The organism is Pseudooceanicola antarcticus (assembly GCF_900215355.1).
GTDB classification, from domain to species: Bacteria; Pseudomonadota; Alphaproteobacteria; order Rhodobacterales; family Rhodobacteraceae; genus Pseudooceanicola; species Pseudooceanicola antarcticus.
This window is the reverse complement of the sequence record NZ_OBEA01000002.1, coordinates 173,649-188,316: the sequence shown is the minus strand read 5'-3', so window position 1 is coordinate 188,316 and position 14,668 is coordinate 173,649. Positions and strand designations below refer to the sequence as shown.

At 67.1% G+C, this 14,668-nt stretch carries 17 protein-coding genes and 1 other RNA gene; 14 read left to right on the top strand and 4 right to left on the bottom strand.

The features are described from left to right. Positions 1-35 precede the first annotated feature (35 nt). The 3 genes from CRO50_RS05500 (at position 36) to CRO50_RS05490 (ending at position 2,250) form a co-directional block, all read left to right on the top strand. On the top strand, positions 36-251 hold the full coding sequence (locus tag CRO50_RS05500) for a DUF1127 domain-containing protein (RefSeq protein ID WP_097144888.1): 216 nt from the start codon (positions 36-38) through the stop codon (positions 249-251). Between the two features lie 543 nt (positions 252-794). Next, positions 795-1,532, top strand: a complete 738-nt coding sequence (locus CRO50_RS05495; protein WP_097144887.1) for a Bax inhibitor-1/YccA family protein — start codon at positions 795-797, stop codon at positions 1,530-1,532. Positions 1,533-1,629: 97 nt separating this feature from the next. Continuing rightward, the gene (locus CRO50_RS05490) at positions 1,630-2,250 is read left to right on the top strand and encodes a YdeI/OmpD-associated family protein (protein ID WP_097144886.1); all 621 of its coding nucleotides are present in this window, start codon (positions 1,630-1,632) and stop codon (positions 2,248-2,250) included. On the opposite strand, the gene CRO50_RS05485 is transcribed toward CRO50_RS05490, so the two are convergent. The 4 genes from CRO50_RS05485 to rnpB form a co-directional block, all read right to left on the bottom strand. Further along, positions 2,251-2,853 carry a GNAT family N-acetyltransferase gene (locus tag CRO50_RS05485; RefSeq protein ID WP_097144885.1) on the bottom strand — a complete coding sequence of 201 codons (603 nt, stop codon included), beginning with the start codon at positions 2,851-2,853 and terminating at the stop codon, positions 2,251-2,253. It lies immediately after the preceding gene. A gap of 130 nt (positions 2,854-2,983) precedes the next feature. Beyond that, the gene (gene rpmG, locus CRO50_RS05480; protein WP_007799108.1) at positions 2,984-3,151 is read right to left on the bottom strand and encodes a 50S ribosomal protein L33; all 168 of its coding nucleotides are present in this window, start codon (positions 3,149-3,151) and stop codon (positions 2,984-2,986) included. Positions 3,152-3,354: 203 nt separating this feature from the next. Beyond that, a complete protein-coding gene (locus tag CRO50_RS05475) occupies positions 3,355-4,050 on the bottom strand; it encodes a PRC-barrel domain-containing protein (protein ID WP_097144884.1) in 696 nt (231 codons plus the stop codon). A 188-nt stretch (positions 4,051-4,238) separates the two neighbouring features. Further along, positions 4,239-4,640, bottom strand: an RNA gene (gene rnpB, locus CRO50_RS05470) — RNase P RNA component class A. A gap of 114 nt (positions 4,641-4,754) precedes the next feature. Here rnpB and CRO50_RS05465 point away from each other — a divergent pair. From CRO50_RS05465 to CRO50_RS05415, 11 genes are all read left to right on the top strand, one after another. After that, a complete protein-coding gene (locus CRO50_RS05465) occupies positions 4,755-5,210 on the top strand; it encodes a universal stress protein (RefSeq protein WP_157791736.1) in 456 nt (151 codons plus the stop codon). 199 nt (positions 5,211-5,409) lie between these two features. Beyond that, positions 5,410-5,973, top strand: a complete 564-nt coding sequence (locus CRO50_RS05460; protein ID WP_097144882.1) for a NifU family protein — start codon at positions 5,410-5,412, stop codon at positions 5,971-5,973. A 107-nt stretch (positions 5,974-6,080) separates the two neighbouring features. Then, entirely contained in the window at positions 6,081-6,701 is a 621-nt protein-coding gene (tsaB, locus tag CRO50_RS05455) for a tRNA (adenosine(37)-N6)-threonylcarbamoyltransferase complex dimerization subunit type 1 TsaB (protein WP_097144881.1), read from the top strand. After that, the gene (locus CRO50_RS05450) at positions 6,698-7,129 is read left to right on the top strand and encodes a GNAT family N-acetyltransferase (protein WP_097144880.1); all 432 of its coding nucleotides are present in this window, start codon (positions 6,698-6,700) and stop codon (positions 7,127-7,129) included. Before tsaB ends, CRO50_RS05450 begins: the two co-directional genes overlap by 4 nt. A gap of 158 nt (positions 7,130-7,287) precedes the next feature. Continuing rightward, on the top strand, positions 7,288-8,295 hold the full coding sequence (locus tag CRO50_RS05445; RefSeq protein WP_097144879.1) for a BMP family lipoprotein: 1,008 nt from the start codon (positions 7,288-7,290) through the stop codon (positions 8,293-8,295). Between the two features lie 87 nt (positions 8,296-8,382). Beyond that, entirely contained in the window at positions 8,383-10,002 is a 1,620-nt protein-coding gene (locus CRO50_RS05440) for an ABC transporter ATP-binding protein (RefSeq protein ID WP_097144878.1), read from the top strand. Next, positions 9,995-11,086 (top strand): ABC transporter permease, encoded by a 1,092-nt coding sequence (locus CRO50_RS05435; RefSeq protein ID WP_097144877.1) that lies wholly within the window; start codon positions 9,995-9,997, stop codon positions 11,084-11,086. Before CRO50_RS05440 ends, CRO50_RS05435 begins: the two co-directional genes overlap by 8 nt. Before the next feature lie 3 nt (positions 11,087-11,089). Continuing rightward, complete coding sequence (locus CRO50_RS05430) at positions 11,090-11,725, top strand: LysE family translocator (RefSeq protein WP_097144876.1); 636 nt, start codon at positions 11,090-11,092, stop codon at positions 11,723-11,725. A gap of 3 nt (positions 11,726-11,728) precedes the next feature. Further along, positions 11,729-12,691, top strand: a complete 963-nt coding sequence (locus CRO50_RS05425; protein WP_097144875.1) for an ABC transporter permease — start codon at positions 11,729-11,731, stop codon at positions 12,689-12,691. A 202-nt stretch (positions 12,692-12,893) separates the two neighbouring features. Further along, entirely contained in the window at positions 12,894-13,805 is a 912-nt protein-coding gene (locus CRO50_RS05420) for a sulfite exporter TauE/SafE family protein (protein WP_097144874.1), read from the top strand. After that, a complete protein-coding gene (locus CRO50_RS05415) occupies positions 13,805-14,620 on the top strand; it encodes a TIGR02186 family protein (RefSeq protein WP_097144873.1) in 816 nt (271 codons plus the stop codon). The genes CRO50_RS05420 and CRO50_RS05415 overlap by 1 nt, the downstream gene beginning before the upstream one ends. The last annotated feature ends 48 nt before the right edge of the window (positions 14,621-14,668 follow it).

Below are 14,668 nucleotides of genomic sequence, written 5' to 3'. Positions count from 1 at the left end.
ATCGAATCGCATCACGATAGTGAAAGGTATTGAAGATGAGCACGCAAAGCCTGACGACCAACGTCTCCGCCCTCCCGCGCGCGTCCCGCGCGCCTTTCTCCCGCGTTCTTTCGATGCTGGCCGTGCGCCGTGAGCGCCGCGCGCTGAACAGCCTCGATGTCTCGCGCCTCGAAGATCTCGGCATCACCCGCGACGCGGCCCGCCGCGAAGCCTCCAAGCCGATCTGGGATCTGCCCGTCCGCCCCTTCTGAGGCCGACAGCGGGCGCCCGGCGCCCGACACCATTCCGGCCACCGGGCTTTCCCTGCCGGTGGTCCAACTGATCGGTCCCGCCCCAACCGGGCCGGCCTGCCGGACACGTCCCGTCCGGCGCCCCCGGTCCGACCGATCAGACCTCTATCCGCGGACCCAAGCCGTGGATTGGTCCGCGCGCCCACCCCGCCCCCAGGGGTTTCCCCGACCCCGGTCCGGGCCGCGCGGGCCCCTTCTCTCCCCGTGACCACCTTCCCCGGTGGTGCGTGACTGGCCCCGCGACGCCCGCCCCTGGCTTTTTCCAGCCTTCCCGGCGGCGTCGCGGACCTTTTTTCTTCTGATTTTTCAATACTTCATCCGCGGGCAAAGCCATGCCACACGGGCTCTGGCCGCCCTTTCGCGGCCCCCGGCGCGAAAATGGCAGCTGACATTCACGTTATTGCCCTGCCCGCGCTCCTGAAAATCTTGAAATAGGCCGTCCGGTTCACGATATTGGAAGGCGAAGCCCTCATCTGGGCAGAACAGTCCTTACCGGAGGCAATAATGGCTGACTACAGAACCATGCAGGCGACGGCAGGTGCCCGTACCGCCGCAATCGACGAGGGCCTTCGCGCCCACATGAACAAGGTCTACGGCACCATGTCCGTGGGCACCCTGCTGACCTTCCTCGTGGCATGGGCCATCGGCTCCTCGCCCGAGCTGCTCGGCATCTTCCGTGATCCGGTGACCCTGCAGCCCAACATCCTGGGCTGGATCATCATGTTCGCCCCGCTGGCCATGGTCTTCGGCTTCGGCGCGATGATCAACCGCTTCTCGGCCGCCGCCGCACAGACCTTCTTCTACGCCTTCGCGGCCGTGATGGGCCTGTCGCTGAGCTGGATCTTCGTGGCCTTCACCGGCATCTCGATCGCCCAGGTCTTCCTGGTCACCTCGATCGCCTTCGCCGGCCTGTCCCTCTGGGGCTACACCACGAAGAAGGACATCTCGGGCTGGGGCTCCTTCCTGATCATGGGTGTCATCGGCATCCTGGTGGCCTCGGTCATCAACATCTTCCTGGGCTCCCCGGCGCTGCACTTCGCGATCTCGATCATCGGTGTGCTGATCTTCGCCGGCCTGACCGCCTATGACACCCAGAAGATCAAGGTGACCTACCTGCAGCACGCCCACTCGGGTGACAGCGAATGGCTGGGCAAGGCCGCCATCATGGGCGCCCTGTCGCTCTACCTGGATTTCATCAACCTGTTCATGTTCCTGCTGCAGTTCCTCGGCAACCGCGAGTGATCGCAGGCACATCGCATCGGAAAGCCGGCCCTCGGGCCGGCTTTTTTCGTTTCGGAGGACAGGTTAGGGTCGGCTGCAAATGTCACGAGGCAGGCCGATGATCACCGACCCCGACGACTTCTTCGCCAAGGGCTGCGGCCGCTGCGCGCGGTTCGACACCGCCGATTGCTCGGCCCAGCTCTGGGCCGCAGAGCTGGCGGCGCTGCGGGCGCTCTGCCTGCAGGCGGGGCTCAGCGAACATGCCAAGTGGGGCCACCCCTGCTACATGCACGCCGGGCGTAACATCGTGATCCTGGGCGCCTTCCGCGACAATATCCGCCTCACCTTCTTCAATGCTGCCCTGATGAAGGACCCCGAGGCGCTGCTGCAACGCCAGGGGCCGAACACCCGCAACCCCGACATGCTGCGCTTTGACGCCAGGACCCCGGTCGCCGCCCTCGCGCCGCAGATCCTGTCCTACCTGGCCGAGGCCATGTCCTACGCCGAACAGGGCCTGAAGCCCCCGAAGCAAGACCGCGACCTCGACATGCCCGACGAGCTGACCGAGGCGCTGGACGCCGACCCCGAGCTGGCCGAGGCCTTCGCCGCCCTGACCCCGGGCCGCCAGCGCAGCTACGTGATCAACCTCGCCGGGGCGAAGCAGGCGGCGACCCGGGTGAACCGGATCGCCAGGTTCCGCGACAGGATCCTTGCCGGGAAAGGCGCGACCGAGCGCTGATCAATCCCGCAGGATCATCTGCACCGCCGGGAAGAGCACCCCGTTCGGCAGCCGCAGCTCGATCAGCGAACGCGCGGTGAACCCCAGCGATTCGTAGAAGGGCACGGCGGTCAGGGTGGACTGGCAGTGCAGCCGCTCGACCCCGGCCGCCCGCGCCGAGCGCAGGACATGCCCCATCAGGGTCCGCCCCAACCCCTGCCGGGCCGCGTCGGGATCGGTGGCCACGTGGCGGACATGGCCCTCTCCAGCGCGTCCGGCCGCGCCATGCGGCGAGGTATCGGTCCAGCCGCCCGCCGCCAGCACCCGCTCGTCATCGCCGGTCAGGGTGACGAAATAGGTGCCGCAGGTCAGCAGCCCCGGACGCGGCCGCTTGATGAAGGGCAGCGCCTCGCGCAGCAGTTCGGTCGGGTAGTCGGGGGCCAGCAGCGCGCGATAGCTGCGCGCCAGCATCCGGCTCACGGCCTCGGTATCGGCAGGCATGGCCGGACGGGTGAAAAGATCCTTGGCCAGCCCGGTGCGGGGCGCAGTGGCGCGCCGGGGCAGGTCAAGCAGCTCGAGGCTGTCAGGCGGCGTCTCGTCGACGGGGTCGCTGGAAAGGGGCATGAGGGCGGTCCTTGTCTCTCATCCCGGTGGAACCGGGGTCTGCTGGGGAGGGTGGAGACAGGGCGCGGCCAGAAATGAAGAAAGCCGCGCTCTGCGGCGCGGCTTGCAAGGTCTTCAAGGTTTTCAGATCTTACTTGATCTTGCCTTCCTTGTACTCGACATGCTTCCGCACCACGGGATCGTACTTTCGTACGGTCATCTTTTCGGTCATGGTACGCGCGTTCTTCTTGGTCACGTAGAAATGGCCCGTGCCCGCGGTCGAGTTCAGACGGATCTTGATAGTCGTCGGCTTCGCCATTGTGCTTCTCCTACAGCAGGCGCACGTCGGGCGGCCCGCGAAATCTCATGAACCCCGCCTTTTACTCGGGCGCGTCTCCGAGTCAACCGGGGATTGGCGGAAAAATCACGAAAACCTGTTCCCAGCGGGGGAAATCCGAAACTCCCCTACGTGAAAAGGGGCCCAAAGGCCCCCTTTCGCTTTCCGTTCCGCGGAGCAGAGCATCACTCCACGGGGATCTCGGTGCCGCCGGTGGTCTCGCTCTGCATCTTCAGGGCCTCGGCCTCGCGGGCCTGCTCCTGGGCGGTGACGAATTCGGGGGCCGATTCCAGGTCGGCGCGCGAGGCGCTGGTCACCAGGCGCTGCACGTCGCCTTCCGAGGTCGCAACCTGCAGCTGCGCCATCTCGATGGCCACATCCTTCTCGCCCAGGCCCAGGAAGCCGCCGACACCGATGACGACGCCTTCGACATTGCCAGAGAGCGCGATGATCAGGTCGTTGATGTCGCCGACCTTCTCGTCTTCATTGTTGTAGACGGGGGCGCCCAGCAGGTCTTCGGCCAGGATGGTGTCCTGATCCTGCAGGGTGATCTGGCCTTCGACCGCCTGTGCCTCGGGCTCACCTTCGGCCATCTCGGTTTCGGCGCCGACCGGGGCCATCGGGTCGGCCATGGGATCGGCCATGCCTTCGGGCGCGCCGTCCTGGGCCACATCGGCACCTTCAGGGGCCAGCGGATCGGCAGAGGTATCGGCTTCGGCATCGACCTCGGCCCCGGCTTTCGGCGCCAGCAGCGGATCGGTGGTGCCGTCCTCTTTCATCTCGGTATCCTGGGCGATGGCATGGACCGGCGTCATGACGGGGGCCGCCAGGGCCAGGGCGATCAGGGCAGTACGGCTGGTGCTTGCAATGAGGGTCTTCATGGAAAGTCTCCTGGTGGAACTGTCGCTCCCCGCTTCCGGCGAGGGCTTGTACTCCCACAACACCGCCCGAGGCCGCGCGTTCCCGACGCTCAGGCCCCCTCCCCCCGACCATTGGCGGGGAATGGCTCAGGGCGCGCCCGCCGTGGGCGGGTTCCCTCTCAGCTCGAGAAAAAGCGATGCATCAGAATATGCGCGGAGGGCCTGTAAGCCGGATTCTGTTCCCCGGCTTGCGCCGGTTCGATGACCATTCATCTAGGAGCGGGATTGCCCCCGCCCTCCAGCTGCCAACCCGAACCTCCGGGCCAAGGCGGCCCTGCGGTGACGGTTTCGGTTGCCCGACTACGCCCCGCGCGAGGTTCCTATTCGGCATTGCTCCCGGTGGGGCTTGCCTTGCCGGTCCTGTTGCCAGTCCCGCGGTGCGCTCTTACCGCACCGTTTCACCCTTACCCGCGAACCGAGGGGACGCGGGCGGTCTGTTCTCTGTGGCGCTTTCCCTGGGGTTGCCCCCGCCGGGCGTTACCCGGCACCGTTGCCTTGTGGAGTCCGGACTTTCCTCGAGAGTTGCCCCTCGCGGCCATCCGGCCCTCCGCGCATCCCGCGCAATAGCCATAGCCCGGCACGCGGTCAATCACCCCCGCCGCGAAGAGCCATCCCCATTGCCCCTGACGCCCCCATGCGCCATGATCTGCCCAAAGGGGAGATCCATGCGTAAGTTCCTGGTCGTTCTCGACGACAGCCGCGAATGCCTCAACGCCATGCGCTTTGCCGCCATGCGCGCCGCCAATACCGGCGGCGGGGTGACCATCCTGTCGATCATCGCACCTGACGAGTTCAATCACTGGATGGGTGTCGCCGACATCATGCGCGCCGAGGCCCGCGAGCGGATCGAGGCCCATTTCGAGGTCTTCGCCAAGTGGATGCGCGATCGTCAGAAGATCGAGCCCGAGCTGGTGATCCGCGAGGGCGAGGCCTACGAGCAGATCCTGGGCCAGATCCAGGAAGACGGTGATATCGGCGTGCTGGTGCTGGGTGCGGCGGCCGGCAAGGGCGGCCCCGGCCCCCTGGTCACCGCCATGAGCCGCAACGCGGGCTCGCTGCCGGTGCCGATCACCATCGTGCCCGAGGACCTGTCGAAGGACCGCCTGGAAGCGATCACCTGAGCCCGCCTGCCCTGCGGGCCCGGTCCTTTCCCGCCCCTTACCGCACCGCGCTCCCGGCACCGACGTAATACCGACGTTGTACCGACGCGATACAGACAGGGGGCCGACAGGGAGTCCGGCGCCTCCTTAGAATGGTTCCAATTCTTGACACTTGCCCCTCGAGAGCGCATATCGGGGGTCAACCAGAAAGGGTCCGCCGATGTTCATCCAGACCGAATCCACGCCCAACCCCGCCACGCTGAAGTTCCTGCCCGGCCAGACCGTGCTGGACGCCGGCACAGCCGATTTCCCCTCTGCCGAGACGGCCGAGAAATCTCCGCTGGCGAAGCGGCTGTTTTCCGTCGACGGCGTCACGGGGATCTTCTTCGGCACCGATTTCATCACCGTCACCAAGCGCGACGGGCTGGAATGGGACCACCTGAAGCCGGCCCTGCTGGGCGGCATCATGGAGCACTACCAGTCCGGCGAGCCGGTCATGGGCGGCGCCGAGGGCATGAGCTCCGGCCATGCCGAGCATGATGGCCCCGACGGCGAAATTGTCGGCCAGATCAAGGAGCTGCTGGACACCCGCGTGCGCCCCGCCGTGGCCCAGGATGGTGGCGACATCACCTTCCACGGCTTCGAGCGCGGCGTTGTCTACCTGCACATGCAGGGCGCCTGCGCCGGTTGCCCCTCGTCCACGCTGACGCTGAAGATGGGCATCGAGAACCTGCTGCGCCACTATATCCCCGAGGTGACCGAGGTTCGGCCCGTTGCCGTCTGAGGACGGCCCGACACCTTCCGGGCCGGGCCCCGCGCGGGCCCGCCCCTCCCAGGCGCAGGCAGCAGCCCTACCGGCGCAAGCTGCAAGACAGTGACCAGACCCAGAGCATGTCCCTGATCCTCGCCTTCGATACCTCCGCCCCCCATTGCGCCGCCGCCCTTCTGGACGGTGACAGCCTGATCGCCTCGCAGCGCGAGGAGATGGCCCGTGGCCAGGCCGAACGCCTGGTACCGCTGCTGGAAGAGCTGCTCGCCACCGCCGGCCGCAACTGGTCCGAGCTCTCGGCCCTGGCCGTCGGCGTCGGGCCGGGGAACTTCACCGGCATCCGCATCTCTGTCTCGCTGGCGCGGGGGCTGGCGCTCGGCCTTGGCATCCCGGCCATCGGCGTCACCGGCTTCGACATGCTGGCCCATGGCCAGCCCCGGCCCCTGCTGGCCACCCTGCCCGCGCCGCGTAACCAGCTCTACGGACAGCTCTTTTTGGACGAGGGCCCCGGCGAGGCCCGGCTCTTTGCCGCAGAGGAAATCCCGGCAGAGCTGACGCCCGAGGACACGCTGATCATCGGCGCTGCTCCGGGCGCGCGCCCGGCGCCCGAAAACCCCGCGCCGCTGATCGCCGCCGTGGCCACCACCCGCATCGACGCGGCCCATGGCGCCCCGGCGCCCTTCTACCTGCGCCCCGCCGATGCGGCCCCGCCGCGCGACGCCCCGCCCCGGATCATCCCATGAGCACCGAGGCCAGCTCCCGCGCCCAGGCGCTGGCTGCCCTGCACGCCGCCTGCTTCACCACCCCCCGCCCCTGGTCCGCCGCCGAGATCGCGCAGCTGATCGGGGACCGCCACTGTTTCCTGCTCGAGACGCCGGGTGGTTTCCTGCTGGCCCGGCAGCTGCTGGACGAGGCCGAGATCCTCACCCTCGCCGTCGATCCCGCCGCCCGCCGCCGGGGCTTGGGCCGCGCCCTGGTCGAGAGTTTTCTCTCCGAGGCCAGCGCCCGTGGCACCCGCCGTGCCCTGTTGGAGGTCGCGGCGGACAACGGCCCCGCCATCGCGCTCTATCTTTCCGCAGGTTTCGAGAAGACCGGCCGGCGGCCGGGCTACTACCGGACACCGGACGGCGCGGTGAAAGACGCTGAAATCATGAGCAAAGACCTCGGGTGACCCCCCGTCGGAAGTCATTTTTCCCTACCAAACGGTCAGAGAATGCTATTGACCACGTTCAGCCGCTCTGTCCTAAATCGTCGGGATCACTGAGATCTGACAGCAATGGCCGCAGGCCTCCGTTCGGACAGAGACGGCCACGCAACTGGGAGACCCAAATGACCCTGATGACCAAGATCCTCGGCGCCGCCGCCACCGGCCTGGCGCTGACCGCAACCGCATCCTTCGCCGACCCGGCGCTGATCTACGACCTCGGCGGCAAGTTCGACAAGTCGTTCAACGAAGCCGCCTTCAACGGTGCAACCCGCTGGGCTGCTGAAACCGGTGGCGAGTTCAAGGACATCGAGCTGACCTCGGAAGCCCAGCGTGAGCAGGCGCTGCGCCGCTTCGCCGAGCAGGGCTTCTCGCCCGTGATCACCACCGGCTTCTCGTTCTCGACCCCGATCGCCAACGTGGCCGGCGACTACCCCGACACCAAGTTCGTCACCATCGACGGCTGGGTCGACCCGGATGCCAACCCCAACGTCCTGTCGATCGGTTTCTCCGAGCACGAAGGCTCCTACCTGGTCGGCATGATCGCCGGTGAAGCCTCCGAATCGGGCACCGTCTCCTTCGTGGGCGGCATGGACATCCCGCTGATCCGCAAGTTTGCCTGCGGCTTTGCCCAGGGCGCCAAGGCCGTGAACCCCGATGCCAAGATCATCGCCAACATGATCGGCACCGACCCGACCGCGTGGAACGACCCGGTGAAGGCCTCCGAGCTGACCAAGGCCCAGATGTCCCAGGGCTCTGACGTGATCTTCGCCGCCGCCGGCGCCTCGGGCCTGGGTGTTCTGCAGACCGCCGCCGACGAAGGTGCCTATGGCATCGGCGTGGACAGCAACCAGAACTACCTCTACCCCGGCTCCGTGCTGACCTCGATGCTGAAGCGTGTCGACAACGCCGTCTATGACGCGATGTCCGCAGGCGCCGACCTCGAGACCGGCGTGCAGGTCAAGGACCTCTCGAACCGTGGCGTCGGCTTCGCGCTGGACGGCTACAACGAGACCATGATCGACTTCGACACCCTCTCGGCCGTCTATGCCGCCGCCGGCGACATCGTCTCGGGCGAGATCGAAGTGCACGACTACACCGTCGACAACACCTGCCCGGCAGTGGAATTCTGATCGGGCCGGCGGGGCAACCTGCCCCGCCCCACTTTGACAGGGGCCGCGGCCAATGCGGTCCCTGTTTCCTTTCACGGGATGCCGAACATGACTGCACCTGCCTCCGAGACCACCCAGCCGGCCATCGAGCTCAAGGGCATCTCGAAAGCCTTCGGCCCGGTCCAGGCCAATAAGGACATTTCCATCCGCGTCATGCCGGGTACGATCCACGGCATCATCGGCGAGAACGGCGCGGGCAAATCCACCCTGATGTCGATCCTCTACGGCTTCTACAAGGCCGATGCGGGCGAGATCTTCATCAACGGGGAAAAGACCCAGATCAACGACAGCCAGGACGCCATCGCGGCCGGCATCGGCATGGTCTTCCAGCACTTCAAGCTGGTCGAGAATTTCTCGGTGGTCGAGAACATCATCCTGGGCGCCGAAGAGGGCGCCTCGCTGAGACCCTCGATCTCGAAAGCGCGCAAGTCGCTGAAACAGCTTGCAGAAGAATACGAGATGCACGTGGACCCCGATGCCCTGATCGAGCATCTCTCGGTGGGCCACCAGCAGCGGGTCGAGATCCTGAAGGCGCTCTATCGAGAGGCCAACATCCTGATCCTGGACGAACCCACGGGCGTGCTGACGCCCGCAGAGGCCGACCACCTGTTCCGCATCCTCGACAACCTGCGGCGCGAGGGGAAGACGATCATCCTGATCACCCACAAGCTGCGCGAGATCATGGAAATCACCGACACCGTCAGCGTCATGCGGCGCGGCCAGATGACCGCGACCGTGAAGACCGCCGAGACCAGCCCCGAGGAGCTGGCCGAGCTGATGGTCGGTCGCAAGGTTCTGCTGCGCGTCGACAAGAAGCCCGCCACTCCGGGTGACGTGGTCCTGTCGGTCAAGGATCTGAAGGTCGTCGACGACAAGGGCGTCGAGCGGGTGAAGGGCATTTCCTTCGACATCCGCCGCGGCGAGATCCTGGGTCTCGCGGGGGTTGCCGGCAATGGCCAGTCCGAGCTGATGCACGTGCTGGGCGGCATCATGGACGGCACCGGCGAGATCACCATGCTGGGCGCCGAGCTGCCGCTTTCGGGCAAGGGCTCGGACGGGGCGGCGCGACGTGCGGCCTCGATCGGCAACGTGCCCGAGGACCGTCAGCGCGAAGGCCTGATCATGGAGTTCACCGCCTGGGAGAACACCGTCTTCGGCTACCACCGCGACCCGCAGTGGCAGAAGGGCCCGCTGATGGACAACGCGGCGATCCAGAAGGAAGCCGCCGCCAAGATGGAGCGCTTCGACGTGCGCCCGCCGGATCCGAACCTGAAGGCGAAGAGCTTCTCGGGGGGCAACCAGCAGAAGGTGGTCCTGGCCCGCGAGATCGAGCGCAACCCCGACCTGCTGCTGGTCGGTCAGCCGACCCGCGGCGTCGACATCGGCGCCATCGAGTTCATCCACCAGGAAATCGTCCGCCTGCGCGACGCGGGCAAGGCGATCCTGCTGGTCTCGGTCGAGCTGGATGAGATCATGTCGCTGTCGGACCGTATCGCGGTGATGTTCGACGGCCAGATCATGGGCTTCCGCGACCCGAACGAAACGGACGAGCGCGAGCTGGGCCTCCTGATGGCCGGGATCTCGGGCGAGCCCGCTACCGAAGACTTCAAGGCGGTCGAGGAAAACATGGCCGCCGTCGAACAAGGAGAGGCACCGAAACATGGATAGGATGCCTGTCTGGGCCGATGTGGTCCTGATCCCGCTGATCTCGCTCCTGCTGGCGGCGGTGCTGTCCGCCGTGGCCATCTGGGCCATCGGTGAAAACCCCTGGGAGGCCTTCTCGCTGATGGTCGACGGGGCGCTGATGCGCTCGTCCGGCTGGGGCTACACCCTCTACTACGCCACCAACTTCATCTTCACCGGCCTCGCGGTCTCGGTGGCGTTCCATGCCAAGCTCTTCAACATCGGCGGCGAAGGCCAGGCGGTGATCGGCTCGCTCGGCGTGGCGCTTTGCTGTCTCTTCATCCCCTGGCCGCACTGGACGCTGGCGCTTCTGGGCTCGACCCTTGGCGCGGCGCTCTTCGGCGCGCTGTGGGCGCTGATCCCGGCCTACCTGCAGGCGGCGCGCGGCAGCCATATCGTGATCACCACGATCATGTTCAACTTCATCGCCGCGGCCTTCCTGAACTACGTGCTGGTCAACCTGCTGCGCCCCGTCGGCGCGATGGAGCCCGCCTCGGCCACCTTCCCCGATGCCACCCACCTGCCCACCTTCCGCGACATCTTCGCGGGCGGTGAGGGCGTGCTGTTCCGCGGCGCGCCGGCCAATGTGACCTTCTTCGTCGCGCTTGCGGCCTGCGTGCTGGTCTGGCTGCTGATCTGGCGCACCAAGCTGGGCTACGAGATCCGCTCCCAGGGCAATTCCGAGAGCGGTGCCAAATACGCCGGCATCTCGCCCTTCCGCATCATCATCGTCGCCATGCTGATCTCGGGCGCGCTGTCGGGCCTGATGGGCATCAACGTGACCCAGGGCGAGGCCGAGCGGCTGATCCTCAACTCCGCCGAGGGCGCGGGCTTCATCGGCATCGCCGTGGCGCTCATGGGGCGCAACCACCCGGTTGGCGTGCTGCTGGCCTCGATCCTCTTCGGCTTCCTCTACCAGGGCGGCGCCGAGCTGGCGATGTGGACCTCGATCCCGCGCGAGCTGATCGTGGTCATCCAGGCCCTCGTCATCCTCTTCACCGGCGCCATGGACAACATCGTCCGCTGGCCGCTGGAGCGGGTCTTCATGGCCCTGCGCAAGGAGGGCTGAGGGGTGGATGAGCTGATCACCTACCTGCCCCGCTTCGTGGCGGCCTTCTCGATCCTGACCTTCGCGGCGATCTCTCCCGGTCCCGCCGTGGCCTTCCTGCTGGGCGTTTCCGCCTCGCGCGGGCGCGGCGCGGCCATGGTCGCCACCACGGGGATCGCGGCGGGCTCCAGCACGATCAACGTGCTGACCCTGCTGGGCGTGGGACTGCTGCTGAGCCAGCTTGCCTGGGCGATGGAGGTCCTGCGGATCATCGGCGCCAGCTACCTGGTCTGGCTGGCCTGGGGGGCCTTCCGCAAGGCCATCCACCCGCCGAAGATCGAAGCGGCCAGAGTGGCCCCCGCCAGCGCCTCGCGGCTCTTCGCGGCGGGCTACCTGATGCAGGTGACCAACCCCAAGGCCATCGCCTTCTGGCTGGCCATCGCGGCGGTCGGCGCGACCCAGGGCGGTTCCGCCCTTGTGGTGGCGGCCTTCATCGCCTGTTCCTTCGTGATTTCCTTCACCTGCCACGCGGCCTGGGCGCTGATCCTGTCCTCCGCCCCCGTGCGGCATGCCTATGCTGCCGGGCGGCGCTGGATCGAGGGGGCGCTCGGCGTCTTCTTCGCCTTCGCCGCCTTCAAGATCGCCACATCGGAGAGCTGACCCATGGACCTGATGACACTTCTCCAGATCCTCGACTCCACCGTCCGACTGGGCACGCCGCTGCTGCTGATGTGCCTCGCCGGGCTCTTCTCGGAACGCGCGGGCGTGGTGGATATCGGGCTTGAAGGCAAGGCCCTGGCCGCCGCCTTCTTCTCGGCCGCCTTCGCCTATTACTCGGGCTCGGTCTGGGTCGGGCTGCTCGCGGGTGTGCTGGCCGCCATCGCCTTCTCGATGATCCACGGGCTGGCCTCGATCACCTTCCGCGGCAACCAGCTGATCTCGGGCGTGGCGCTGAACTTCCTGGCCTCGGGCGTGACGGTGCTGATCGCGCAGACCTGGTTCGCCCAGGGCGGCCGGACCCCGACGCTGGAAGAGGGCCGCTACAGCAACATCACCCTGCCCTTCGCCGAGAGCCTGCAAGACGTGCCGATCATCGGCCCGATCTACTACGAGCTCATCTCGGGCCATTCGATCCTGGTCTACGTGGCCTTCCTGCTGGTGCCGCTGTCCTGGTGGGTGCTGTTCCGCACCCGCTTCGGCCTGCGCCTGCGCGCGGTCGGCGAGAACCCCGCCGCGGTGGATACCGCCGGGATCTCGGTGCAGCGTCTGCGCTTTGCCGCGATCATCATCGCCGGTGTGCTCTGCGGCCTGGCGGGCAGCTACCTGGCCACCGCGCTGCAGGCGGGCTTCGTGCGCGAGATGACCGCAGGCCGCGGCTACATCGCCCTGGCGGCGCTGATCTTCGCCAAGTGGCGGCCCTGGTACTGCCTCTCGGCCACGATGCTCTTCGGCCTGCTGCAGGCCATCGCGCTGCGCTACCAGAACATCGACCTGGGCGCCTTCGTCATCCCGGTGCAGTTCATGAACGCCCTGCCCTACATCCTGACGATCGTCATCCTGGCGGGCTTCGTCGGCGCGGCCATCCCGCCGCGCGCCTCGGGCGAGCCCTACGTCAAAGAGCGCTGAGCCAGCCACCAGGACCCTTGCGAAGGCCCGCGCCCCGGCGTGGGCCTTTTGCGTTGCGGGGCCGTCCGCCTTGAAGCCCTTCTCCCCTCCCCCGGCCCCGAGGCCAGCGCGCAGACGTCCATAAGCTGAACAGCCGGTGAAATTTTCGCGGCAAGCCGCGCCCCGTCATTGCGGCGTTGCGGCAGTCGCGCTAACAGAGATCATGCAGATCTACCTCCCCATTGCCGAGGTTTCGGTGAACATCTTCCTGCTGCTGGGTCTCGGCGGCATGGTGGGGGTACTTTCGGGCATGTTCGGGGTCGGAGGCGGCTTCCTGATCACGCCGCTGCTGTTCTTCATCGGCATTCCCCCCGCCGTGGCCGTGGCCACCTCCGCCAACCAGATCATCGCCTCGTCGGTCTCGGGGCTCTTTGCCCATCTCAGGCGAAGGAACGTCGATCTGCGCATGGGGCTGGTGCTACAGGCCGGCGGCCTTGTCGGCTCAGGCGCGGGCGTGGCGCTCTTCAACTGGCTGAAACAGCTGGGCCAGGTCGATCTGCTGGTCAACCTCTGCTACGTGGTCTTCCTCGGTGCCATCGGCGGGCTGATGTTCATCGAGAGCCTCTCGGCCCTGCGCCGTGCCAAGGGCGGCGCGCCGGTCAAGAAGCGCAAGAGCCGCGGGCTGGTGCACACGCTGCCGCTGAAGATGCGCTTCCGCACCTCGGGGCTCTATATCTCGGTCATCCCGCCGCTGCTGGTCGGCGCGGCCGTGGGTGTGCTCTCGGCGGTGATGGGGGTCGGCGGCGGCTTCATCATGGTCCCGGCGATGATCTACCTGCTGCACATCCCCACCAAGGTGGTGATCGGCACCTCGCTGCTGCAGATCATCGTGGTGGCGGCCTTCACCACCTTCCTGCACGCGGTCACCAACCACACGGTCGACGTGGCGCTGGCGCTCTTCCTGCTGATCGGCGGCGTCGTCGGCGCCCAGTTCGGCACCCGTATCGGCGCCCGCATGAAGGCCGAGCAGCTGCGAATCCTGCTGGCCATGCTGGTGCTGGCGGTCTGCTTCAAGCTGGCGCTCGATCTCTTCCTGCCGCCGTCGGAAATCTACACCATCGCGGAGGTGCTCTGATGCGCCTGCTGCGCCTGGTATCCCTGCTGACCCTGCTCGGCCTGCCGCTGCAAAGCCCGGCGCAGGAGGCCCCCGCCACGGACGTACCCCCGCAAGAGGAGCTGGTCCAGGAAGAGCTGGTGCTGGGCCTGTCGCAGAACCGCGTGGCGATCACTGCCAATTTCGACGGCTCCGAGATCCTGATCTTCGGCGCGGTCAAACGCGCCGGCCCGCAGCTGAGCCCCGGTGCGGACGTGGTGATCACCGTCGAGGGACCCACCGAATCCGTCGCCGTGCTGCGCAAGGAGCGCCGGGCCGGGATCTGGGTCAACACCGACCAGGTGACCATCCACCAGGCCCCCAGCTTCTACGCCGTGGCCACCAGCGCTCCGCTCGAACAGGTGCTGACCGCCACCGAGGACCTGCGCCAGCGGATCTCGATCCCCCGCGCCGTCCGCTCGATCAGCTCGCGCGACGAGGTGACGGACGAGGATTCCTTCGTCGAGGCCCTGCTGCGCATCCGCCAGGGCGCGGGTCTCTACCAGATGCGCGAGGGGACGGTGCGTTTCGACGAACAGACCCTGTTCCGCACCGAGGTGCCGCTGCCCTCGAGCCTGCCCGTCGGGCTCTACACGGTGAAGGTCTACCTGCTGCGCAACGGGGCGCTCGCCTCGAAGCACGAGACCGCGATCCGCGTCGGCAAGGTGGGGCTTGAGCAATGGCTCTTTGCGCTCTCGCGCGAGAACGCGGTGATCTATGCGCTGATGGCGATCGTCGTGGCCGTGCTCTCGGGCTGGGCCGCCTCCGAAGGCTTCCGGCTTCTGCGCCGCCAGTAAGGCCGGCTGCCGCTCCGGGCGGGGCAGCTTCCCACATCCCACACAGGC

What these genes read in the sequence shown, in the direction of transcription:
- CRO50_RS05500 (WP_097144888.1), top strand. Translation starts at nt 36, where the DNA reads ATGAGCACGCAAAGCCTGACGACCAACGTCTCCGCCCTCCCGCGCGCG.
- CRO50_RS05495 (WP_097144887.1), top strand. Translation starts at nt 795, where the DNA reads ATGGCTGACTACAGAACCATGCAGGCGACGGCAGGTGCCCGTACCGCC.
- CRO50_RS05490 (WP_097144886.1), top strand. Translation starts at nt 1,630, where the DNA reads ATGATCACCGACCCCGACGACTTCTTCGCCAAGGGCTGCGGCCGCTGC.
- CRO50_RS05485 (WP_097144885.1), bottom strand. Translation starts at nt 2,853, where the DNA reads ATGCCCCTTTCCAGCGACCCCGTCGACGAGACGCCGCCTGACAGCCTC.
- rpmG (WP_007799108.1), bottom strand. Translation starts at nt 3,151, where the DNA reads ATGGCGAAGCCGACGACTATCAAGATCCGTCTGAACTCGACCGCGGGC.
- CRO50_RS05475 (WP_097144884.1), bottom strand. Translation starts at nt 4,050, where the DNA reads ATGAAGACCCTCATTGCAAGCACCAGCCGTACTGCCCTGATCGCCCTG.
- CRO50_RS05465 (WP_157791736.1), top strand. Translation starts at nt 4,755, where the DNA reads ATGCGTAAGTTCCTGGTCGTTCTCGACGACAGCCGCGAATGCCTCAAC.
- CRO50_RS05460 (WP_097144882.1), top strand. Translation starts at nt 5,410, where the DNA reads ATGTTCATCCAGACCGAATCCACGCCCAACCCCGCCACGCTGAAGTTC.
- tsaB (WP_097144881.1), top strand. Translation starts at nt 6,081, where the DNA reads ATGTCCCTGATCCTCGCCTTCGATACCTCCGCCCCCCATTGCGCCGCC.
- CRO50_RS05450 (WP_097144880.1), top strand. Translation starts at nt 6,698, where the DNA reads ATGAGCACCGAGGCCAGCTCCCGCGCCCAGGCGCTGGCTGCCCTGCAC.
- CRO50_RS05445 (WP_097144879.1), top strand. Translation starts at nt 7,288, where the DNA reads ATGACCCTGATGACCAAGATCCTCGGCGCCGCCGCCACCGGCCTGGCG.
- CRO50_RS05440 (WP_097144878.1), top strand. Translation starts at nt 8,383, where the DNA reads ATGACTGCACCTGCCTCCGAGACCACCCAGCCGGCCATCGAGCTCAAG.
- CRO50_RS05435 (WP_097144877.1), top strand. Translation starts at nt 9,995, where the DNA reads ATGGATAGGATGCCTGTCTGGGCCGATGTGGTCCTGATCCCGCTGATC.
- CRO50_RS05425 (WP_097144875.1), top strand. Translation starts at nt 11,729, where the DNA reads ATGGACCTGATGACACTTCTCCAGATCCTCGACTCCACCGTCCGACTG.
- CRO50_RS05420 (WP_097144874.1), top strand. Translation starts at nt 12,894, where the DNA reads ATGCAGATCTACCTCCCCATTGCCGAGGTTTCGGTGAACATCTTCCTG.
- CRO50_RS05415 (WP_097144873.1), top strand. Translation starts at nt 13,805, where the DNA reads ATGCGCCTGCTGCGCCTGGTATCCCTGCTGACCCTGCTCGGCCTGCCG.